Origin of the sequence: Corynebacterium sp. EPI-003-04-2554_SCH2473622, assembly GCF_001665955.1 — a bacterium.
Taxonomy (GTDB): Bacteria; Actinomycetota; Actinomycetes; order Mycobacteriales; family Mycobacteriaceae; genus Corynebacterium; species Corynebacterium pseudodiphtheriticum.
In genome coordinates, this window is record NZ_LZMN01000041.1 from 78,487 (window position 1) to 99,506 (window position 21,020).

The window sequence follows — 21,020 nt, forward strand, 5'->3', positions numbered from 1 at the left end:
CTCTTTCTTAGTGTAAGAACATTGTCTTCGAAGAATTGACGTTCCTACGATACACGCACTAAGGCATTTTGTATTGTTGAGCGTTTATTCCGCTAGCTTTTCCGCGATCAATTTGTTGACTTGACCTGGGTCAGCTTTACCCTGCGTAGCTTTCATCACGGCACCGACGATAGCGCCAGTGACCTTCTTGTTTCCGGCGCGGTACTTCTCCACAATATCCGGGTTATCAGCCAAGGCGTCGTCAACTGCTTTTTCAATCGCACCATCATCACGAACGACCTCAAGACCGCGCTTGGCGACGACCTCGTCGACATCGCCCTCGCCTTCCAAAACTCCGTCGACGGCCTTACGCCCCAGCTTCGTGGTCAACTTTCCTTCCTTGACCAACTCCACGACGCGCGCAACCTGTGCCGGGGTAATCTGCAACGCGGCCAGTTCCAGGCCACTTTCGTTGGCCTTGCCAGACAAGTAAGAAACCCACCAGGCACGAGCCTCATCGGCGGTCGCACCGTGCTCCGTAGTCTCAATGATTAGCTCGAGCGCACCCGCGTTGACGAGATCACGCATCTCTTTATCTTTCAGGCCCCACTCTTCCTGAATACGCGCACGGCGAATCCACGGCATTTCTGGAAGGGTCTGCTTGATTTCTTCTACCCATTCGCGCGGAGCAGATACCGGTGGCAAGTCTGGATCGTTGAAATAGCGGTAATCTTCCGCAGTCTCTTTCGGGCGTCCCTGGGCCGTCGAACCGTCCGACTCCTGGTAGTGGCGAGTTTCCAGGGCAATCTCTTCGCCGTTATCCAATGCATAAGCTTGGCGCTGCATTTCGAACCGTACGGCCTGCTCTACTGATTTCAACGAGTTGATGTTTTTCGTCTCGGTACGAGTTCCGAATTCCTCGCTGCCCTTTGGACGCAAGGAAAGGTTGGAATCTACACGCATTGATCCCTGATCCATGCGAGCATCAGAGACGCCGAGCGCTGCAACCAGTTCACGTAAAGCGGTCACATAAGCGCGAGCAACCTCCGGGGCCCGCTCGCCGGCGCCGACGATTGGCTTAGTCACAATCTCGATCAACGGAATGCCAGCACGGTTGTAATCAACCAATGACGCAGTCGCACCGTGAATACGACCATCAGCGCCACCCAAGTGGGTCAACTTGCCGGTGTCTTCTTCCATATGCGCGCGCTCAATTTCTACACGCCACTCGGTGCCGTCATCCAATACCACATCGAGGTAGCCGTCGTAAGCAATCGGCTCATCGTACTGCGAAATTTGGTAGTTTTTCGGTTGATCCGGATAAAAATAATTTTTCCGGGCAAACCGGGAAGATTCTGCAATCTGGCAATTCAATGCCAGGCCAATCTTGATAGCCCATTCCACGCCTTTGGCGTTAACTACAGGCAGTGCGCCAGGCAGCCCCAGCGACACCGGATCGACATTTGAGTTTGGTGCATCACCGAAATGCGCCGAGGAGGTAGAAAACATCTTGGTTTCCGTCCCCAACTCAACATGGACCTCAAGACCCATCACCGGGTCGTACTTTTCTAGGACTTCGTCGTAGTCCAGCAAATCATACATCGCAGCAGTCATAGCCACCATGGTAATGGTTTTGGCCGGGACTTCGTGCACGGGGCTTCAGCACCGCTATTTAGCCGAACAGCGCCTGGGCAATTTCGTAACGACGCATAGGCACAGTTTTGAGCCTAGAGACGACTTCTGCCAGCGGAAGCGTCTCGATATACTCTCCTTTTAACACCACGCAGGAGCCAAATTCGCCGCGATGGGCCGCGCGGGTGGCATGCACGCCAAATCGGCTGGCGAGGACACGGTCAAACGCGGTGGGGGTACCTCCACGCTGCACATGTCCCAGTACGGTGGTCCGCACGTCATAACCAGTAGAACGTGATATTTCCTCCCCGATCAACTGCCCCATACCACCGAGCCGACGGTGGCCGAATTCGTCGACCCCCTTGTCATCAACCGCCATAGTGCCTGGTCGCGGTTGCGCACCTTCCGCGACCACGATAATGCCGTACTTCTCCCCCATCTGGAAACGCCGTTCCATCGACTTGGTGATTTCACTGACATCGAAAGGAACTTCCGGAATCACGATATGGTGAGCACCTCCGGCTAAACCTGCGTGCAAAGCAATCCATCCGGTATGCCGCCCCATGACTTCCACGATAAAGATCCGCTGGTGTGATTCCGCAGTAGCGTGCAGGCGGTCAATTGCGTCAGTAGCAACCGCGACTGCACTATCAAATCCAAAGGTGTAATCAGTTGCCAACACATCATTATCAATGGTTTTCGGCACGCCAATCACAGGGACACCGTTATCAGCCAACCATTTCGCGCCTTTCAGCGTGCCTTCACCGCCAATTGCGATTAACGCATCGACGCGGGCGTCAGCAAGATTATCCTTGATCGTTTCTAAATTAGCTTTGAAAATATCCGGGTGTAAGCGTCCGGTTCCTAAAATAGTGCCACCGCGAACCAAAATCTTATCGATGGCGTCATCGTCGTAAAGGTCGACACGATCGTCATCCAACAAGCCCAACCAGCCGTCGCGGTAACCGACGACAGTGGAATCATGTTCCTGATTCGCCGTGCGAACGACGGCACGGATAACGGCGTTCAGACCTGGACAGTCGCCGCCCGAAGTCAATGTGGCAATACGCATGCTTCTACTGTAGGCAAGCCAGCGCAGAGTTGCAGCGTGCGGTACGTCTCGCTACCGACTACTCCCAATTTTTAGCATTCTCGCCATAGCCACGAATACCTGTTGCCGGCCGAATTCTAAATAGTTTTACGATAAAACAACGAGGTCAACAAACCGATGGCCAATACCACCACGAGCAACAAGAGCGCATTGGCAGCCCCCACCGCTAAACCCGAAGCAGCGACAGTGATTTGCAGCAACGCCGATAAAATAGACACACCGAACACCGAGCCTAATTGCCGCGCGGTGTTATAAACGCCTGAGGCAGCACCCATGATTCGAGGTTCCACATCACGCATGGTAGTAGCCGAGTTCGTGCCCCAGACAAAAGACTGGCCGATTCCCAAAAGGCTCACGGCAACCGCAAGCCACCAAAGAGGAAACTCATGAGCCATGATCCACCAGCATGCTGCGCACGCACTCAGCATCGTGCTAAACCCAGCGACGACAAGATTGCGCGGATGGAATTTATCCGCCATGATGCCCGCGATCGGCGACACAAATAACGAGGTCAACGCCATAGGAACCATCAACAGACCCGCGCTAGCAGAGTCCAAGCCCTGACCGTCTTGCAACCACAGCATGATCGGTAGCATCAACGACGCCGCCATAAAACCCATGCACGCGATGATGATAATCCCCAGCCGGTAATTGTGATTCCGGAATAAAAACAACGGGATCATGGCTTCCATGCCACGTGCCTGCGCAGTAGCTTGCAACCTAATAAAGCCATACAAACCAGCGATGCCGGCCAACAGCATGAGCCAAATCCACCACGCCCAGTCGGCCTCCGGCGCCTGCTGGATCGCACCAACCAATAACAGCATAGAAAGCAAGGACACTGCCACGGACAGTGGATCTAGCTTTCGGGCATAGGTCGGCATACGAGGTACCCACAGCGTCGCCAAGACAACGGCTAGGACGCCTAAAGGCACGTGGATAAGAAATACCGCCTGCCATGAAGACGAGTTAATTAGTGCGCCACCGAGTACCGGCCCGGTAATCGCAGCTACCGAGCCGATAATTCCCCATACCCCTAACGCGCGCCCACGACGCTCACGGGCAAAAACTCGGTTGATTACCGACATAGTCTGCGGCATTTGAATGGATGCGCCGAGTCCTTGTAAGCAACGAGCAGCAATCAATAATTCGATACTAGATGCTGTAGCGGAAGCGACCGCACCAATAACAAAGACGGTAATACCAATGCGAAAGAGGCGTCTTTGTCCGAACCGATCTCCCAACCGACCGGTAAACAACAAAGGAACCACCACGAACAGGAGAAACCCGGAAGATACCCAAAGGGTTTGTGCCAACGAAGCATCGAATTCTCGTCGTATGCTCGGAAGTGCCACCGCAACTAGGGTTTGATCCAGCAAAGACATGAAAAAGCCCAATGAGAGGGCGAACATAGCCTTCCATGCCTGGGCTTCTGGGAGCACTGTCGATTCGGCAGCGGTATGCCTATTTTCTGCGGACGTCTGTCGTCGGCCGTGCGAGGGAGTCACTCCGCTGATCCTAGCGCGGAACCAGTGCTGAGGCCTAGACTAACGGGCATGGCATTAATCGATAAGAAATCTCCGCAAGAAGTATCGACGGCAACCACCACCGCTTTCGGTTTGGTGGGCGGCTATCTCACCGCCGTCCAGACCGGAATCCGCCCCCTCGGTGGTGTGATACTCGGCTCTGCTGGTTACTGGGCGGCACGCTCGTGGGCTGCTAAGACCACTCCGGCAACCACGGCTGGATTGCTGGGCGGATACATCGCAGCATTCGGCCTATCGCATCCTTTGGCCAAGAAGATCGGTTCCTGGCCAGCAGTTGGCGTGGTAACCGCAGCCACCGCGGGTGCGGCGTACGCCCTATCCGATCGGAAATAAAGCACTGGTGGATCGTACCCGGCACCGCCCCTAATACTTGGCCAGCACCGGGTACGTCCTATTTCATTTTAATTGCGCACTAAAGCCTCGTAGGCTGCACCAACGCGGTACAAACGTTCGTCGGCGAAGGCCGGAGCCATAATCTGTAGACCGGTTGGCAACTGGGTATCTCCCGCCATACCAGAAGGTACGGACATACCGCAGACACCAGCCAAGTTCAACGGCAGTGTGCACAAGTCGAAGTTGTACATCGCGGTTGGATCTTCAACCTTTTCCCCCAGAGGAAAAGCTGTAGTCGGCGTCGTTGGTGATACCAGCACGTCGACTTTTTCGTATGCACGGGCAAAATCTTGCGCCACCAGGGTGCGAACGCGCTGCGCTTGTAGGTAATAAGCATCATAATAGCCGACCGACAACGCGTAAGTTCCGACCATGATGCGCCGTTTGACCTCTGGGCCGAAGCCAGCTTCGCGCGAAAGTTCCATGACCCGGTTAGCGGAATTTTCTCCGTCATCACCCACGCGCTTGCCGTATCGCATACCGTCGAAACGGGCCAAGTTGGATGACACTTCACACGGCATGATCAGGTAATAAGCTGCCAATGCGTCGTCGAAGTGCGGGCAATCTACTTCGACGACTTCCGCGCCATTATCCACCAGCGTCTGTACTGCCTTGTGATATTGCTCCATCACGCCAGGCTGCCATCCATCGCGTTCGAACTGCTTGATGACACCAACTTTGAGCCCGGTCAGATCGCCGTTTGCGCCCGCACGGGCGGCAGCAACAACGTCCGGGACCGCTTTATCGATACTGGTGGCATCGTAGGGGTCATGCCCCGCAATTACCTCATGCAGCAATGCGGTATCCAACACAGTGTTCGCACACGGGCCTGCTTGATCCAGTGAAGAAGCAGCAGCAATCAAACCATAACGCGAAACCGTGCCATAGGTGGGCTTCACACCGACAGTATTTGTCAGTGCGGCTGGCTGGCGAATCGAACCGCCGGTATCCGTACCAATGCCCAATGGTGCTTGCCCAGACGCCAAGGCTGCTGCCGTACCGCCTCCAGATCCGCCCGGGGTGCGGTTAGTGTCATAAGGGTTACGCACCGGCCCGTAGGCCGAGTTTTCGTTTGACGAACCCATAGCAAATTCATCCAGGTTAGTTTTTCCTAGGATAGGAATGCCTGCTTCGCGCAAGCGACGAGTCACGGTTGCGTCATACGGGCTATTGTAGCCCTCCAGCATTTTCGAGGCCGCGGTAGTCGGCGCATCAGTGGTAACCAGCAGGTCCTTCAACGCGAGCGGAACCCCAGCTAATGCAGAAGCCGGCTTTTCCCCGTTATCAAGGGCCTTATCCACCGCATCTGCAGCGGCCAATGCCTCTTCTGCACCAACGTGCAAGAACGAATTCAGAGTCTCGTTAGTGTCGTTGATGCGGTCCAGATACGCCTGGGTCACCTCACGCGAAGTAATCTCGCGGTCGTGGATACGCTGCGCCAAATCCGCCGCGGTTTCCGAGGTGATGCCATCTGTTGGGCGGGTAAATTCAGTCATTAATTCTCTACCTCTATCGCTTGTGCAGTATTTATCATGCGCTCACAGGTGAGCACTGAACTAGCCACGAATCTTGGGAACCACGAAACGGTCATCACGTACGTCCGGTGCCTGATCCAAAGCCTGCTCAGAATTCAGCGTGCGCACGACTTCGTCGCTACGCATGGTGGCGTTCACCGAATGTGGATGGCTCATGGGTTCTACCCCGGCAGTATCCACATTTTGTACCGCAGAAACAGCGTTCACAATGCCGTCAATTTGTTCTGCATAAGTCGCGATTTCTGCATCGCTTAAAGCAAGACGCGATAGCTTCGCCAGGTGCTCGATTTTTTCGCGGGATATTTCTGACACAGTCGATTCAATCCTTCAATATTCGTGAATCAATTTTCTCCCGTACTATGCTACGCCACTGGAACCAGTAGCTAAGCAACGCCTGATAGTCCGGTACGTGAGACAACAAAACAAGGTTTCGCCCAACTAAGCAACGCGCCAGATTGCTACGATGGTGACAGCGAACTCGAAGTTCAGAAAGTGGTGGCAATAAATCATGTCGTTTTTGATCCGTGTCCTGCTCCCAGACACTCCCGGAGCGCTCGGACAATTAGCTGACGCCATCGGCCAAACCGGCGGCAATATTCAATCCGTCGACATTATTGAAGCATTTTCTGCTGATGCCGTCATGGACGATATCGTCGTCGACTTGCCCCAAGGAGTAATGGCAGATGCTTTAATTACTGCAGCCAACTCCGTTGACGGTGTCGAAGTTGACTCTATTCGGCCGTTTTCCGGCCGCGTCGACCGCCGCGGGCAAATCGAAATGTTGTCACATCTGGCGACCAACCGCGGCGGGTTACGTACGTCCTTACAAGATTTTGTCTCTGCTTTCCCGAAGGCCTTAACTTCGTCCTGGGCGATCATCGTCGACACAACCGACAAAATCACGCGCGTGGCTGCCTCCAGCGCCGCCCCAGAAGACGACGGTTCGATCCCTGCGGATATTGACATCACTTCTGCCCGTGTTTTGGTTGCCGATAGCGAAGACTGGATCCCTGATTCTTGGCGCATCTTGGATTCGGCTCTCGCTGGCGCGCCACTAGGCGACAGCGGACTGGTCTTAATCATCGGGCGCGCCGGCGGCCCAGACTACCTGGCCAGCGAAGTAGTACACCTAGGCCACCTGGGAAACATCCTGGGCAAGCTGATTGATTAGTGCTCAGCAATTAACGCGCCGTCGAGAAGCTGCACAAACTCCTCTTCCGACAAGATCCGCACGCCCAAATCACGAGCCTTGGTTTCCTTCGAGCCGGCGTTTTCTCCTGCCACCAAATAATCAGTCTTTTTCGAGACTGAGCCGGTAGCTTTTCCGCCGCGCGAAACAATAGCTTCTTTGGCACTATCGCGGCTAAACCCTTCCAGCGTTCCGGTGACCACAATCGTCTTCCCTTCCAACGTTTGTTCCATACGCTGGGAGGCCTCGACTTCCATAGTCACCCCGGCCTGAGCCCACTTGTCGACGATGGCTCGATGCCAATCCACGCTAAACCAATCTTGCAGAGAATTGGCGATCGTCATTCCAACGCCATCCACATCGGCAATCTTGTCGACGTCGGCATCCCGCAATGCCTGCATCGAACCAAAACGCGTGGCCAATGCCCGTGCCGCAGTAGGCCCTACGTGCCGGATCGACAAAGCAATAAGCACACGCCAAAAATCAGCCTGCCGTGCGGTTTCTAGATTCTCTAAAAGTTTCCGACCCGAAGCATTGATCTCACGTTTAGTCTTGTCTTTTTTAACCGTACGGGTATAAACAGTGGAGTTCATCAGCACTTCTTCGTTGATGCCAAACAAATCTGATTCATCAACCACCACCCCACTGGCAATCAAATCGTGCGCTCCCTTTTCTCCCAAGGCTTCGATATCGAATGCTTTACGGGAGGCAAGATATTCCAAGCGCGCCCCTAGTTGTGCCGGGCAAGAGCGGGCATTCGGGCAGCGCCAATCGGCATCACCTTCTTTTTGCGGCGCTAGGGTACTGCCACATGACGGGCATTCACTGGGGAATCTCCACTCATACTCGCTGCCATCACGCTGCGACACCACCGGCCCTAAAACCTCCGGAATGATCTCTCCGGCTTTTCGGATCACCACCGTATCGCCGATCAATACTCCTTTGCGTTTGACCTCTGTCTGGTTATGCAAGGTAGCCATCGAAACGGTAGTGCCTGCGACAAATACCGGCTCCATCACTGCGTACGGCGTCACACGACCAGTCCTACCGACGCCTACCTCAATCCGCAACAGCTTGGTGGTAACTTCTTCTGGCGGGTATTTAAAGGCGATCGCCCACCGCGGTGCGCGTGAGGTTGCTCCAAGCGCACGCTGCGTCGACAAGTCATCGACTTTGACGACCAGGCCATCCATTTCGAAGAAAGCATCATGGCGATGCTCTCCCCAGTACTCCACTTGTGCAAGGACTTCCGCACTGCTCGTTACCCGTTTGGTGTACGGCGATACCGGAAGCCCCCAAGCCTCCAAAGCCTTATAAGCATCCCACTGCGAGTCGGGTGCAAAACCTTCCCGGGCGCCAAGACCATGCGCGATCATGCGCAGCCGACGCTTCTTCACCTCCTCGGTATTTTTCATCCGCAAGCCCCCCGCTGCCGCATTACGCGGATTAGCGAATGTCTCTGGCTTTTTACCTTGCCCTTCAGCGAGTTTCACGCGTTCTTCGTTGATGACCGCGAAATCTTCGGGGTTCATATAAACCTCACCGCGAATTTCGATGAGTTCCGGAACCGGGTATTCCTCGGTAGCAGTGAGTTCGTGTGGAATATCCTCAATGACCCGGGCGTTGGCGGTAATGTCTTCGCCAGTGGTTCCGTCACCACGGGTGGCTGCTCGATCCAGCCGGCCATTGCGGTAGACCAAATCCACCGACAACCCATCGATTTTTAATTCGGTGAGGTAGGCCGGAGCCGGGGTACGCGCAAGCCAATCACGCAGCTCGCCGTCGTCAAAAGCATTATCTAAGCTCAGCATAGGCGCCAAGTGCTCAACATTGGCGAAGCTGGACTCTTCGGGCACCGGCGCGCCGACTTCCATGGTGGGTGAGTCAGGCACCGCCAGTTGCGGGTAGTCTTTCTCCAGCTTCGCTAACCGACGAAGTAGCTCATCGAATTCCGCATCCGGAATTTCGGGTTGCTCGTTGTAATAGCGTTCACGGTGGTAGCGAACCTCGTCGGCAAGTTCATTCCAGCGGCGGCGCAATCCTGCTTCATCAAAACCTGCTTCATCAAAATCACTCACGTGCATCCATTCTAATAGGAGCTCAGCTTCCGTTGAATGTTCGAACCAGTGCGCCTGTCTGTGGACAAGCGCGTCTAGGCTGTAGGTCATGAGTTTCAACGCTTCCCGCATGCTTGCCTTCGACTTAGAAACAACCTCGAACATTCCTCAGGAGGCCCGGATTGTCACCTCCGCCCTGGTCTCAATTGAAGGCTCGACCGTGGATTCGCAAGAAATGCTGGCAAACCCCGGCATAGAAATTCCGCAACCAGCCACCGATGTACACGGAATTACTACGCAATACGCTCGCGAGCACGGCCAAGACCACGATGAAGTACTCGCAAAGACCATCGCAGCAATCAAGAAAGGCTGGGACGAAGGCAAAACGCTGATTGTTTATAACGCGAATTACGACCTGACTGTGCTCCGGAGTTTAGACGAGGATTTCACAGTGACCGGCCCCGTCTTTGATCCGTTCGTTATCGACAAACTGAAAGATAAATACCGCAAAGGCCCACGCACATTAAGCAAAGTGTGCGAGGAATACGGTGTACCACTGGATAACGCGCACGAAGCCACCGCCGATGCCATGGCTGCGGCTCGTGTTGCCTGGAAACAGGTGAACCAGCGGTTCCCGGAGTTAGCAAAGATGGACGATGGTGAGCTAATGGAGTATCAAGCCGTGGGTTACTACGAAATGCAGATGGAATTTAAACGCTACCTGGCTTCCCGTGACCGAGACGCCTCGTCGGTAGCAACTTCTTGGCCAATGCAGGGCTAATTGTAAGATTGGCAGCATGAAAAAGTCACTCGCAACCGCACTCATTGCCGGTCTAGCGGTGCTGTTTGGTGCCATTGCCCTGGGTCCACAACGCATTGCGCTCGCAGACCAAGCAACCGGCAATAAACGACTGGCTGCTGAACTAGCCGAATTAGCCGTTCCCGGACATAATCAGCTCACCGCATTGACTATCGACGATGGCGTGACAGAATACGCTGGTTGGGGTGCTGATAGCGAAACTGAGGTCGAAATCGGCTCAGTCACGAAGATGATGACAGCCGAGCTTCTGCGCCACGAAATCAAAAACAAAGAGGTGGAGTTAGACACCACCCTAGGCGAGTTAATCGACGAACTACACGAACCAGTCGCCTCAGTCACACTGGAAGAAGCCGTCAACCACACCGGCGGATTGCCCCGGATGGCGGGAGTCAATTTCGCTTCAAACTTGGGCTTTTCCGTGCTGGGCACCAACCCATACGAAGGCATTGGGCGTGACGACATTTTTGCCGCTGCCAATGACATCGAAGAATTGGAAAACCGTGGTGAAGAACAATATTCCAACCTGGGTTTCGCATTGCTCGGCTGGGCGCTAGCAGAAAATGCCGGCACCACCTACGAAGAAATGCTTAACGACGTACTTTTCCGGCCGTTAGGCATGCACGATACCTACGTGGCTAGCCAACCGCTTCCCGACGATCAACCGGCAGGCCTACTCAACAACGGGCGGCATGCTCAGCCCTGGGTGACGGAAGGTTATGCACCTGCGGGCATGGTGCGCTCCACCGCTGCTGATATGGCGAAATTTGCGGAATATCTCTTAGAACAAGGCCTGCCCGATTACGGTTGGGCTCCAACCGTTTCTACAGACGACAAAGACAGCGGCGCAGGTTGGCACAACGGACAAACTGGCGGCTATTCTGCCATGCTGGTCGTCGCGCCTGAGACTGCACGAGCTGCCTTCGTCGCAGGCAATACCCCGCGCGGTGTAGAACAAATTGGATTGCAGCTAGCAGGAGAGGAAGTACGGTAATGAACGCAATCATCAACCTCGTCCTGGTATTCTTGTTGATTTTCAACTGGGGATTTGCCGCGTGGAAAGCGCGGGAGAAAAAGGGCTCCTTATCGATCCAAATCATCAACTTATTGGTGAATATCGGGCTAACGATGTTCATTGCCTACGTCGTCGCCTGGAACTCCTTGGTTCCCATTTGGGTCTGGTGGGGTTTAGCCGTGCTCATGGCCGCATCGGTAACGCTCATCGTTTATTACATACTGGAAAGCCATAACCGCAAGGTTCCCAGTTAGAGGTCTCCGATATCCTCGGCCAGCATGCGCGCTACCTCCCTGCTAAGCCGGTAAGTGCGGGCACAATCCAAGATGGTCTTTCCGGGTATCCCCGGTTGCGGGCAAATATCAATCAGTCGGGAACCCGCCAGCCGCTCGATGCCGAGAGTGTCGAGCAAGCGGGCAATTCGCACGGCAAGGCGGCGGGGATTTTCTCCCTGATCATCCCAGATCAGATCTGGAGGCACGCAAGCCAAACCAACCCGTACCCCGGCATCAATCAACTCGGCGAGCTGATCAAGTTTCGCAGTGCCAGTTAACTGGTGTTGATCAATGATGATTTCCCCTACTCCGCCACTATTGCTGACACTTGCTTGCTGTTTATTGTCAGCAACCGCATCAGCAATCACCTGATGTAACGCGTCATGATCTGTCTCCGAAACATTGAGATATTCAACTGGCCCTTCGGAACAACGTGCCAACAAAGCTGCGAAATCATCTGGGTCCAGCGGGGCAATTTTGTGGTAGTCCGTCGCACCCGGAATTTCGCCGCGCACGCACTGGGCTAGGTATGGTTCGTCAATTTGCAGCACGGTCGTGGCAGAAAAACGCCGAGTCATATCGGCACGGAAATTCGCAATCCCCACAGCCAGAGCATCAGCAAGATCGAATAACGCCGAACGGTCACTAAGCACACGATGGCCGTCGGCAAGCTCGATCTGGCTTGCCAAGCTCACCGGACCCATGACCTGTAATTTGATCTCCTGTCCTGCGTGCTGCCAGGTTTCTTCGAGCACATCAATGTCACGCTCGCGGAGATCTTTTAAGAACCAAGACCACCGTTGTGGGCGGGCGCTCAGCTGCCAACTACGAGCTCCGCGATCAACACTTAATGATTCCAGCAGCGCAGCGCTATAACCAACTGCGTCGGATCCCAATCCGCGTTGCGGCAAATGCGGCAAGTGTAACTGGTCACCAAATTCACTGATAACCATGTCCCCGGCTGCCGCCATCGAAGTGCCGGCCAGCGGACCAAGCGCTAGTGAACCCGGGAAAAGTTTTGCCGCTTGTTCTTGCTCTCCAGGTTGGTGCTGTGCCTCCGCTGATTGCAACGTTCGAAACTCCATCCGGCTCATCAGCCCTAGCCCTAAGAACCTGTAGAACAGATAGTTCCAGAGCCCAGCACAATATCGCCCAAACCATCATCGGTTGGCATATACAACACAGCTGCCTGGCCGCGTGCTACGCCTGAAAGCGGTTCTTGCAGGTCCAAATGCATCGAGTCAGCTTCACGATCCACCACCGCACGACACGGCACCACAGAGCCGTGCGCACGCACCTGCACCAAACAATTCAGCTCGCCCTCCATCGCCGGATGCAGATATTTCAGTCGGTCGGCACCGATAGTCTGGATGCGTAAGTCTTCACGCGAGCCCACAGTCACAGTTCCAGTGTTGGCGTCGATATCAGTGACATAGCGCGGACGACCATCCGCTGCGGGGGTTTTAATATCCAGCCCCTTGCGCTGGCCAATCGTATAATTCCACGCCCCGTCGTGCTCTTTCAGCTTTTCTCCGGAATTCTTATCGACGATCATGCCTGGGCGCATGCCAATCGAACGACCCAAGAATGCTTGGGTCCGCCCATCCGGGATAAAACAAATATCATAAGAATCGGGCTTCGCAGCTGTAGAAAAACCATAGCGAGCTGCTTCTTCCCGAATCTGCGGCTTCGGTGTATCGCCAACCGGAAACATGCAATGGGCTAGCTCATCAGCGCTAATCACCCCGAGCACGTACGACTGGTCTTTATTTTGATCCGGTGACCGACGCATATAACCTTCATCGTCAATGGTGGCATAATGCCCGGTAGCGACGGCATCAAAGCCCAGAGCCATGCCTTTTTCCAGCAACGCACGGAATTTAATCTTCTCATTGCAGCGCAGACACGGGTTCGGGGTTTCCCCGATCGCATAAGAATCAACGAAATCATCAATGACTTCTTCTTTAAAGCGCTCAGAAAAATCCCAAACATAGTACGGGATACCCAGCTTGTCGCAAATGCGACGGGCATCGGCGGCGTCTTCCAACGAGCAACAACCACGCGCTTTTTCCCTGGTTTGCTGTGCATCTTGGTGCAGAGCCAAATGCACGCCAACCACATCGTGGCCAGCTTCTACCGCGCGTGCAGCTGCCACTGATGAATCGACGCCGCCGGACATTGCAACCAATACTCGCATGCCTCATAGTTTAAGCCCAGTGTCAAAGCCATGCTTTCAGCCTTCACCAGAGACGAGATCTACCTGCAAAATCCGTCGGCAAGCCCCGTAGAATGACACGCTATGGGACGCAAACGGGCAAGAAACCAAGCGCAAACAGCTTCATCAATCATCGGACGATATGAGATCAGCACAGGGTATGCGGAGATCAAGCCTGATTCATTCCACGACAACGGCTACTACCTTTATGTCAACGGCGTTCCCAGCTCGCACGTACTGCTCGGCGAACCAGACTATTTGGATTTTGCGTATATGCGCTGGTTTGCAGCCAGCATAGAAGAATTTGTACGCGCACACAGCTGGGATACAGGCCGGCTACGAATCACACACCTGGGCGGCGCAGGCTGTTCCATGGCCCGCTACCTAGCGTGGCGTTGGCCAAAAACTCGCCACACCGTCGTGGAACTCGACGCCAGCTTAGGTGAACAGGTACGCAATTGGTTCGATATACCACGCGCCCCAACTGTAAAAATTCGCCCTGGCGAGGCAGCTGAGGCCACTGCCAATTTTCGCCCAGCCAGCCGAGACATCATCATTCGCGATGTGTTCTCTGGCGATACCACCCCGCGCTCGCTCACAAGCACAGAGTTTTACCAGCATGCGCATCAAGCATTAATACCTGGCGGCCTTTTTGTTGCTAACTGCGGTGCACGCCACGGCGCCGCCGAAGTACAAGAAGAAGTTTCCGGTTTAGACAGGTTTTTCCGCCAAGTAGCGCTGATAAGCGATGCGGGTACGCTGCAAGGCCGCAGTGGCGGAAACATAGTGCTCCTGGCGTCCGATTCTGAGCTACCGCAGGCGGGAACTCCTATTTACGATCAAATGCGCAGTGCGCTACTTCGAGGTGCCATGCCCGCAAAATATCTTGATGCCGCACAGACACAACAGTGGGCTCAGGAATAGCAGACCAGGGCTAGAGGCCTGCAACTTTTCGGGCGGTGGCAATAATATCCGGCAGCTGTTGGCACACAACCGCTATATCTTCTTCAGTAGTGCTGTACCCAAGACTAAATCGCAATGCACCACGCGCACGCGCCTCGTCAGTTTCCATGGCTTCAAGCACATGACTGAAACGATTTACCCCGGCTGCGCACGCTGATCCTGTGGAAACCGCAATACCTGCGCGGTCCATCAGCATGATCAAACTATCACCATCGGTGCCTAAGAAAGAGACGTGGAGATGCGTCGGTAAAGCTGGCTCTACCGTGTTAACAACTACATCATCGATATGCGTGGTGATAAAGGAACGCAGTTTATCTCGTAACTGCGCCAGGCGCACACGTTGTTGTTCATGCTCCTCTAAAGATTCCCGCAATGCCGCTGCCAAACCCGCTGCACCAGCGACATCGACGGTACCTGGACGAATTCCACGTTCTTGTCCGCCACCCAAGTAGACCGGTTTCGGCGCCGGGGTACGTTTCGCTAACAACAAACCAGCGCCCCGTGGCCCACCAAATTTATGTGCGCTAGCCGCCAAGGTAGTCGCCTGTAATTCATGGAAATGAATCGGAAGCTTGCCGACGGCTTGCACTGCATCCACGTGCAAGGGAGTCCCGGCTGCTGCTGCACGTTCAGCAATTTCGGGGATCGGCTGAATGGTACCGATCTCATTGTTCGCATACATACAAGCGGCTACAGCCGCTTGGGTGTCGAGAGCAGAAAGATCACATACACGGGCCGCCCCGTCGACAGGAAGATCCACAATCTCTGCCCCCTGGCTAGCCAACGCGTTGGCTACGTCACGGATAGCAGAATGCTCCGAAGGCGGGAGGATAATCCGCCTCGATTCGCTAGCGGCGTATAAACCCTGCAGAGCAATATTGTCGGCTTCGGTACCAGAGGCAGTAAAAATCACCTCAATCGGTTCACACCCCAATAGCTCCGCAACGGACTCGCGTGCGGAATCCAGAACACTACGCGCTTTCCTACCCGCAGCGTATTGCCCGTTTGGGTTCAGTTCACCGGCTGCGTGCACCCACGCGTCAATCGCCGACTGGCGCATAGGAGTAGTGGCAGCGTGATCAAGGTAAGTCATAGACTCCACTCTACTTCCCTATTCCATGGCGCCACGAGGCCCTGCCCACGGCGCCAGTGCGTCCTCGCTGAACCTAGCTCTGTGCTCGTGCTCGTAGCTCCGCAGTTAGGGCGGGCGCTATCTCATGCAAATCGCCCACTACACCCAGATCTGCGACGGCGAAAAACGGCTCATCCGCATCCTGGTTGACGACGATGATGTGTTCTGCAGTCTGCATACCTGCTAGATGTTGGATTGCACCAGAAATTCCGAGACCGATATACAGCTTCGGGCTGACGGTCACACCGGTTTGTCCAATCTGGTGTGCAGGAGCGTACATACCATCATCCACCGCATCACGCGTGGCGCCTACGGCCGCACCCAAGCTGTCTGCCAGTGGCTCGATAACGTCGGCGAAATTCTCTGCCGAACCGACTCCCCGTCCGCCAGCAACCACGTTTTTCGCTTGCAGCAAATCTGGCCGGTCGCCTTTGACGGCGGGAGTAAAGGAAGCAACACGTGCTTCATTCTCAGCGGCGCCGCCGAGCACAATCTTTTCGAGGTTGCCTGCCCCTTGCACGGGATTGGCCTCCGGTTCTACTGCACCGGGACGCAAGCTATACAACGGGCAATCACCCTCTGCTTGCGCAACAACATCCACCGAGCCACCAAAAATACTGTGTTGCGCAGTACCATCAGCATTGATGCCCACTACATCACTAAGAATTCCAGACGCCAGACGTGCACCCAGACGGCCGACGATTTCGTTACCCGCCGTGCCCGCGGCAACCACAATCGGGCCGGGATTCGACGCAGCAACTGTAGACAGCGCATCGACTTCTGGCAGCACTAAACGCTGCTCATAATCCGCAACCTCCGCAGAATAAATCTTGTCCACTCCGGCACTGGCAAGCTCGGCGGGCAGTTGTTCACAACCACCAGGTGCGCTGACGACGACAGCATGCACCGACCCCAAAGGCCGTGCTGCAGCAATCAATTCCTTATTAACCGGATTCAGTTGCCCGTTTTCATGTTCTATCAGCACGTATACGTGTGCCATATCAGTATTGCTCCCTAATTCGCGAAGTTAAATGAGGTTGTTTTCTGCCAGGTAATCAGCAATTTTGCGAGCTTGTTCTTCCGGGCTTCCGGAATCGATCATTACACCAGCACTGCGCGTAGGGCGCTGATTATGGCTGATCACATTCGTGGTGGCGTTAGCCGCTCCAACCATATCGGCATCCAGGCCGATGCCAGCTATATCAACCGTCTTCATCTCATGCTTTTTTGCTTGGCGTAAGCCTTTGAACTTCGGGAATCGCGGGCTATCAGCTTTATCAGTCACCGTCACTAATGCTGGTAACTTAGCTTCGAGCTGCCAGGTGCCTCGGTTATCTTCACGAACCGCAGATACGGTATCTCCATCCACGGAAAGCGAGTGCACAGCAGTGAGCGCGGGAATCTCTTGGAATTCTGCTAGAAGTCCAGGCACGGTGCCAGTAGAACCGTCAGAGGAATAGTTACCCCCGATCACAAGCTGCACATCATCAATGGTCTCGAGCGCGCTATGCAGGGCAAAAGCAGTGCCCAAAACATCGCTGCCAGCCAGTGCCTCATCCGTGATATGCACCGCATCGTCGACCCCCATAGCAATCGCTTTTCTAAGAGCGTCCTCATGATGAGCCGGCCCCATGCTCAAAGCAATCACTTGATATTCAGAGCCTTGTTTCACTGCCTCTTCGCGAACCCGAAGGGCCTGTTCGACGGAGAACTCGTTGATCTCATCAATAATGACGTCGACAGATTCGCGATCCAAACGTGCGTCGTCACGCAACGTCTTGGTGGACCAGGTATCCGGCACGGTCTTCACCAAGACCACGATGGTTGGCATCATTGCCACCTGCCTTTCTTTCACAGTTCAGAATTTGTTTGTGTGGTTCGTTATTAATGCAGACGCGTCTGGTCTCTGAAGCGCATCATACAACGGTGCACTGTACCTGCTCGTTACATGCGATAGGTGACCTACCGCAAACAACTGTACCACTCGGTCTAGTTAAAATAGACCGACCGTTGAATTAGATAGCTAAGATTACGGCATTTTCCCAATCCGATCTTCCGGTTGAAACTCCAAAAATTCTCGATACGCAGGATCTTCCCAACATTTACCAACAATCGGATGAATCACCGTTTCATCGGCGCACCGCATCGCCTCATCAACAGTCTTACACCCGGCTAGTTTTTGTAACTGCGCCCATGTAGGCAATACAAACCGAACTAACCCTGCTCGCCAACCGTCGAGAAGCAGCTGCGGGGAAAACCAATTCGCGTCTTCCGCTTCGCCGCCCGGATCAGGAGCCGGGCGCTGACCATCAGGAACACGGGCAACAAAAGAAAAAGTATCGAACCACAGATGCGTACGATCAGATTTTCCGACCCACCGGGCCCACGGACGCAACAAATCCGAGCGAACCTTCAAATCATGTTTGTGCATGAGATCAGATAGCGCGATCTCATGCGATTCCAAGCTGCGACGCGCATAATCATATGGAGCCACGTTCGCAATTGGTGCACCGTCGCCATGTACCGCCAATAGCGCGCCTGCTTCTTCGAAAAGTTCTCGGACTGCAGCAAACACCAACGCGTGGGCTTTATACTTATTGGTTTCCATTCTGCGCGCCAGCGAAACTGCCGATGGCCCGCACCAATGTTCACCAGAGTCCCACGATCGAGCCGGGAAATCGCGATGATCAACCCCGCCGCCAGGAAACACAGTAATTCCCGGAAAATTGCGCATGGTCGACACCCGCTCTTGAGCGAAAACTTCAAGACCTTGCACACCATCGCGGACCAACAAGACGGTGGCCGCCAACCGAGCCCCCCGGTAACCAGTCATTTCCGCCGGATCAATCGCATCTATTTGATCGCTATGATGCTGACAGTGAAATTGCGTATGCGTCGAAAAATCTGGCATGAAAACCTCAACCGACCTATCCGGCGCGGTGCGAACCACGGCCCCGACTCGTACGCCGAGCAAAAAAGCGTGATCCCAACCGATCCACCTGAATCGGTTGATGGAAGGCTTTCGTGAGGTTTTCTGAAGTCAAAACATCATCCAGCAAACCTTGTGCCACGACTTCGCCTTCGTCCAGCAGCATGGCGTGAGTGAAACCTTCCGGGATCTCTTCCACATGATGGGTAATCATCACGATTGCTGGTGCATCAGGATCCAACGCGAGCTCACCCAGATACCCAACCAGATCCTCTCGTCCCCCTAAATCCATACCTGCAGATGGTTCATCCAAAATCAACAGTTCTGGATCCGTCATCAAAGCGCGAGCCAGCAAAACTCTTTTTCGTTCGCCTTCCGACAACGTTCCCCAAGTGCGCTCCATAAGGTGAAAAGCACCAACCTGCTCCAGGGTATCGTATGCTCGTTCAAAATCCAGTGATTCGTAGTCTTCCCGCCAACGGCCTAGCACCGCATAACCAGCAGAAACCACTAAGTCGTCGACACGTTCACCAGCAGGAATACGGTTGGCGAGAGCCGCGGAAGAAATTCCGACCATCGCTCGTACGTCACGCATATCGGCAGCCCCAAATCTCTGCCCCATCACAAAAGCAGTACCTTCCGAGGGAAATTCTTCGGCTGAAGCCATACGAACCAATGAAGTTTTACCGGCCCCATTGGGACCAATAATTACCCAGCGCTCATCCAGCTCGACCTGCCAATCGACAGGTCCAACCAAACGATTTCCACCGCGGCGTAATCCGACTTGTCGGAAATCGATCAACAAGTCTTCGCTAGTTTCAGGTGTGAGATGTGCGGAGTTCGAAGTCATAATCTAAATCGTCTCTTTCTTCGCGGTGCAAAAACTATTCCTAAGTTCTCCAGGATTGAATGAGCTTCCGGCCTTGCCGCGGTTTTCTAGGCTCAGATCACGCAGTCTCAAACTCATGGATACTCCTCCTCTAGCTTATGCCACGAGCCGAAAAAGGGGATGAAAAGTCTCAAGCGCCAGACCAGATCTTTCTCACCGTTAATCCCAGTCAATTTAGGGCTCATCGAGGACGGAATGCTGCAAACGCTGCCTTGCACTGGAACTCGCGAATAGTTCTTAAAATAATGCGCTCGCCAAATCAGTACGAGCTTGTTTTACCCGTGGGTCTGCCGGATCAAATAATTCGAACAACGAGATAACCCGGGTCCGCAAACGATCTTTGTCTGCACCTGCAGTCAGCTTCATAGTGGAAATCAGGCGAGCAAAAGCTTTCTCTGGTACCCCGGCTAATACTTCGGCGTCAGCAGCATCGAGTTGCTTATCGACGTCGTGCGGCGCCGCATCTCCATCTTGTACAGCATCACCGCTGCGGTTTGCTGGATCGAACCGCTCGATGACTTCCACGGTCTTAAGAGCTAAATCAGCCTGTTTGTCGTCTGGATTATCCTCCAAAATAGCATCATAATGCTCACGTGCCTGCCCATAATCTCCTCTAGCCAGGGCTTGTTCAGCAGCATCGTGCCGCGGGTCGATTTCCGAATCAGTATCCTGCTTTCCAGTAGCATCTGCTGGATTAACGATTGGCTGCGATGTTCCGGGCAGTTTAGAACCAATCTGTTGAATTAACGCGTCCACCCACTGCTGCAAAACCCCAACGGGTTGAACACCTTGAAATTGAGTGAGCGGCTGCCCTTGCCCCAAAGCCACCACAGTTGGTACCGCTTCTGCTCTAAAAGCTTGCACGATGGCTGGGTTTTTATCAGCATCCACATAACCGAAAATAATCTTGCCCAGCGTGGAATCTTTTACAACCAGCTCTTCAAAGTTGCGCTTCATCTCATCCGACTCAGCAGCTCTCGAAGTACCCAGCAACACGACAACGGGCACTTCCGCAGAACGACGAACCACATCAGTTTCGAAATTGTGCTCGTTTACCTCGAAATAAGCAGGTATTTGCGCCCCTGTGCCGCGATCTGGGCGTGCGTTTCCGGTATGACCAGTCGCCCCTGTGCCGGCGGAATTAGCTAAGCCAGCGGTGTTTGCACCACCGGCGGTTGCTTGGGCACGATTTTTCAGTTGTTGCAGATCCACCGCCGATGCGGCGAAACGTGCTGGTTCTTGCCTAGCTGAATCAGGGCGGTCCCCGGGGTTCTGGTCGGCTGGTTGCTGCGGAATAGTCATTAAAATTCTGCCTTCCTAAAAATCCTCAAGGTTGTGATGG

General features: G+C 54.3%; 20 protein-coding genes. 6 read left to right on the forward strand and 14 right to left on the reverse strand.

From position 1 onward, the window contains the following. Nucleotides 1-84: 84 nt before the first annotated feature. From gatB to A5774_RS04320, 3 genes are all read right to left on the reverse strand, one after another. Entirely contained in the window at nucleotides 85-1,593 is a 1,509-nt protein-coding gene (gatB, locus tag A5774_RS04310) for an Asp-tRNA(Asn)/Glu-tRNA(Gln) amidotransferase subunit GatB (RefSeq protein ID WP_024272668.1), read from the reverse strand. A gap of 58 nt (nucleotides 1,594-1,651) precedes the next feature. After that, nucleotides 1,652-2,683 (reverse strand): 6-phosphofructokinase, encoded by a 1,032-nt coding sequence (locus tag A5774_RS04315; RefSeq protein WP_023019615.1) that lies wholly within the window; start codon nucleotides 2,681-2,683, stop codon nucleotides 1,652-1,654. A gap of 116 nt (nucleotides 2,684-2,799) precedes the next feature. Then, on the reverse strand, nucleotides 2,800-4,230 hold the full coding sequence (locus A5774_RS04320; protein WP_255364727.1) for an MFS transporter: 1,431 nt from the start codon (nucleotides 4,228-4,230) through the stop codon (nucleotides 2,800-2,802). A 48-nt stretch (nucleotides 4,231-4,278) separates the two neighbouring features. On the opposite strand from A5774_RS04320, the gene A5774_RS04325 reads away from it, so the two are divergent. Next, nucleotides 4,279-4,602 (forward strand): hypothetical protein, encoded by a 324-nt coding sequence (locus A5774_RS04325; protein ID WP_021353126.1) that lies wholly within the window; start codon nucleotides 4,279-4,281, stop codon nucleotides 4,600-4,602. 68 nt (nucleotides 4,603-4,670) lie between these two features. Here A5774_RS04325 and gatA read toward each other — a convergent pair whose 3' ends face one another. Then, on the reverse strand, nucleotides 4,671-6,158 hold the full coding sequence (gene gatA / locus A5774_RS04330) for an Asp-tRNA(Asn)/Glu-tRNA(Gln) amidotransferase subunit GatA (RefSeq protein WP_064833536.1): 1,488 nt from the start codon (nucleotides 6,156-6,158) through the stop codon (nucleotides 4,671-4,673). 60 nt (nucleotides 6,159-6,218) lie between these two features. Then, on the reverse strand, nucleotides 6,219-6,509 hold the full coding sequence (gatC, locus tag A5774_RS04335; protein ID WP_021353124.1) for an Asp-tRNA(Asn)/Glu-tRNA(Gln) amidotransferase subunit GatC: 291 nt from the start codon (nucleotides 6,507-6,509) through the stop codon (nucleotides 6,219-6,221). Nucleotides 6,510-6,705: 196 nt separating this feature from the next. Here gatC and A5774_RS04340 point away from each other — a divergent pair, with 196 nt between their 5' ends. Continuing rightward, nucleotides 6,706-7,368, forward strand: a complete 663-nt coding sequence (locus A5774_RS04340; protein ID WP_021353123.1) for a hypothetical protein — start codon at nucleotides 6,706-6,708, stop codon at nucleotides 7,366-7,368. On the opposite strand, the gene ligA is transcribed toward A5774_RS04340, so the two are convergent. Continuing rightward, nucleotides 7,365-9,470 carry an NAD-dependent DNA ligase LigA gene (ligA, locus tag A5774_RS04345; RefSeq protein WP_064833599.1) on the reverse strand — a complete coding sequence of 702 codons (2,106 nt, stop codon included), beginning with the start codon at nucleotides 9,468-9,470 and terminating at the stop codon, nucleotides 7,365-7,367. The genes A5774_RS04340 and ligA overlap by 4 nt on opposite strands. Before the next feature lie 82 nt (nucleotides 9,471-9,552). Here ligA and A5774_RS04350 point away from each other — a divergent pair, with 82 nt between their 5' ends. Genes A5774_RS04350 through A5774_RS04360 form a run of 3 tightly spaced genes read left to right on the forward strand, consistent with a single transcriptional unit; the run spans nucleotide 9,553 to nucleotide 11,529 of the window. Beyond that, nucleotides 9,553-10,224: a 3'-5' exonuclease gene (locus tag A5774_RS04350; RefSeq protein ID WP_021353121.1), complete on the forward strand. Its 672-nt coding sequence runs from the start codon at nucleotides 9,553-9,555 to the stop codon at nucleotides 10,222-10,224. A 16-nt stretch (nucleotides 10,225-10,240) separates the two neighbouring features. Continuing rightward, complete coding sequence (locus A5774_RS04355; protein WP_064833538.1) at nucleotides 10,241-11,254, forward strand: serine hydrolase; 1,014 nt, start codon at nucleotides 10,241-10,243, stop codon at nucleotides 11,252-11,254. Beyond that, nucleotides 11,254-11,529, forward strand: a complete 276-nt coding sequence (locus A5774_RS04360; protein ID WP_064833540.1) for a hypothetical protein — start codon at nucleotides 11,254-11,256, stop codon at nucleotides 11,527-11,529. Before A5774_RS04355 ends, A5774_RS04360 begins: the two co-directional genes overlap by 1 nt. Here the strand turns inward: A5774_RS04360 and A5774_RS04365 are convergent. Beyond that, entirely contained in the window at nucleotides 11,526-12,635 is a 1,110-nt protein-coding gene (locus A5774_RS04365; protein WP_082936097.1) for a hypothetical protein, read from the reverse strand. The genes A5774_RS04360 and A5774_RS04365 overlap by 4 nt on opposite strands. Nucleotides 12,636-12,655: 20 nt before the next feature. Beyond that, nucleotides 12,656-13,747 (reverse strand): tRNA 2-thiouridine(34) synthase MnmA, encoded by a 1,092-nt coding sequence (gene mnmA / locus A5774_RS04370; RefSeq protein WP_024272798.1) that lies wholly within the window; start codon nucleotides 13,745-13,747, stop codon nucleotides 12,656-12,658. Nucleotides 13,748-13,849: 102 nt separating this feature from the next. On the opposite strand from mnmA, the gene A5774_RS04375 reads away from it, so the two are divergent. Beyond that, the gene (locus A5774_RS04375; RefSeq protein ID WP_064833542.1) at nucleotides 13,850-14,689 is read left to right on the forward strand and encodes a spermidine synthase; all 840 of its coding nucleotides are present in this window, start codon (nucleotides 13,850-13,852) and stop codon (nucleotides 14,687-14,689) included. A gap of 10 nt (nucleotides 14,690-14,699) precedes the next feature. Here A5774_RS04375 and A5774_RS04380 read toward each other — a convergent pair whose 3' ends face one another. From A5774_RS04380 to A5774_RS04405, 6 genes are all read right to left on the reverse strand, one after another. Next, nucleotides 14,700-15,821: a cysteine desulfurase family protein gene (locus tag A5774_RS04380; protein WP_021353114.1), complete on the reverse strand. Its 1,122-nt coding sequence runs from the start codon at nucleotides 15,819-15,821 to the stop codon at nucleotides 14,700-14,702. A 73-nt stretch (nucleotides 15,822-15,894) separates the two neighbouring features. Continuing rightward, nucleotides 15,895-16,860 (reverse strand): electron transfer flavoprotein subunit alpha/FixB family protein, encoded by a 966-nt coding sequence (locus A5774_RS04385; protein ID WP_021353113.1) that lies wholly within the window; start codon nucleotides 16,858-16,860, stop codon nucleotides 15,895-15,897. 27 nt (nucleotides 16,861-16,887) lie between these two features. Further along, nucleotides 16,888-17,691 (reverse strand): electron transfer flavoprotein subunit beta/FixA family protein, encoded by an 804-nt coding sequence (locus A5774_RS04390; RefSeq protein WP_027017754.1) that lies wholly within the window; start codon nucleotides 17,689-17,691, stop codon nucleotides 16,888-16,890. 198 nt (nucleotides 17,692-17,889) lie between these two features. Further along, complete coding sequence (locus A5774_RS04395) at nucleotides 17,890-18,771, reverse strand: NUDIX domain-containing protein (RefSeq protein WP_024272797.1); 882 nt, start codon at nucleotides 18,769-18,771, stop codon at nucleotides 17,890-17,892. Between the two features lie 16 nt (nucleotides 18,772-18,787). Further along, the gene (locus A5774_RS04400) at nucleotides 18,788-19,639 is read right to left on the reverse strand and encodes an ABC transporter ATP-binding protein (protein WP_023019627.1); all 852 of its coding nucleotides are present in this window, start codon (nucleotides 19,637-19,639) and stop codon (nucleotides 18,788-18,790) included. Nucleotides 19,640-19,915: 276 nt separating this feature from the next. Beyond that, the gene (locus A5774_RS04405; protein ID WP_082936098.1) at nucleotides 19,916-20,980 is read right to left on the reverse strand and encodes a tetratricopeptide repeat protein; all 1,065 of its coding nucleotides are present in this window, start codon (nucleotides 20,978-20,980) and stop codon (nucleotides 19,916-19,918) included. Nucleotides 20,981-21,020 lie beyond the last annotated feature (40 nt).

What these genes read in the sequence shown, in the direction of transcription:
- gatB (WP_024272668.1), bottom strand. Translation starts at nt 1,593, where the DNA reads ATGACTGCTGCGATGTATGATTTGCTGGACTACGACGAAGTCCTAGAA.
- A5774_RS04315 (WP_023019615.1), bottom strand. Translation starts at nt 2,683, where the DNA reads ATGCGTATTGCCACATTGACTTCGGGCGGCGACTGTCCAGGTCTGAAC.
- A5774_RS04325 (WP_021353126.1), top strand. Translation starts at nt 4,279, where the DNA reads ATGGCATTAATCGATAAGAAATCTCCGCAAGAAGTATCGACGGCAACC.
- gatA (WP_064833536.1), bottom strand. Translation starts at nt 6,158, where the DNA reads ATGACTGAATTTACCCGCCCAACAGATGGCATCACCTCGGAAACCGCG.
- A5774_RS04340 (WP_021353123.1), top strand. Translation starts at nt 6,706, where the DNA reads ATGTCGTTTTTGATCCGTGTCCTGCTCCCAGACACTCCCGGAGCGCTC.
- ligA (WP_064833599.1), bottom strand. Translation starts at nt 9,470, where the DNA reads ATGCACGTGAGTGATTTTGATGAAGCAGGTTTTGATGAAGCAGGATTG.
- A5774_RS04350 (WP_021353121.1), top strand. Translation starts at nt 9,553, where the DNA reads ATGAGTTTCAACGCTTCCCGCATGCTTGCCTTCGACTTAGAAACAACC.
- A5774_RS04355 (WP_064833538.1), top strand. Translation starts at nt 10,241, where the DNA reads ATGAAAAAGTCACTCGCAACCGCACTCATTGCCGGTCTAGCGGTGCTG.
- A5774_RS04360 (WP_064833540.1), top strand. Translation starts at nt 11,254, where the DNA reads ATGAACGCAATCATCAACCTCGTCCTGGTATTCTTGTTGATTTTCAAC.
- A5774_RS04365 (WP_082936097.1), bottom strand. Translation starts at nt 12,635, where the DNA reads ATGGAGTTTCGAACGTTGCAATCAGCGGAGGCACAGCACCAACCTGGA.
- mnmA (WP_024272798.1), bottom strand. Translation starts at nt 13,747, where the DNA reads ATGCGAGTATTGGTTGCAATGTCCGGCGGCGTCGATTCATCAGTGGCA.
- A5774_RS04375 (WP_064833542.1), top strand. Translation starts at nt 13,850, where the DNA reads ATGGGACGCAAACGGGCAAGAAACCAAGCGCAAACAGCTTCATCAATC.
- A5774_RS04380 (WP_021353114.1), bottom strand. Translation starts at nt 15,821, where the DNA reads ATGACTTACCTTGATCACGCTGCCACTACTCCTATGCGCCAGTCGGCG.
- A5774_RS04385 (WP_021353113.1), bottom strand. Translation starts at nt 16,860, where the DNA reads ATGGCACACGTATACGTGCTGATAGAACATGAAAACGGGCAACTGAAT.
- A5774_RS04390 (WP_027017754.1), bottom strand. Translation starts at nt 17,691, where the DNA reads ATGCCAACCATCGTGGTCTTGGTGAAGACCGTGCCGGATACCTGGTCC.
- A5774_RS04395 (WP_024272797.1), bottom strand. Translation starts at nt 18,771, where the DNA reads ATGCCAGATTTTTCGACGCATACGCAATTTCACTGTCAGCATCATAGC.
- A5774_RS04400 (WP_023019627.1), bottom strand. Translation starts at nt 19,639, where the DNA reads ATGACTTCGAACTCCGCACATCTCACACCTGAAACTAGCGAAGACTTG.
- A5774_RS04405 (WP_082936098.1), bottom strand. Translation starts at nt 20,980, where the DNA reads ATGACTATTCCGCAGCAACCAGCCGACCAGAACCCCGGGGACCGCCCT.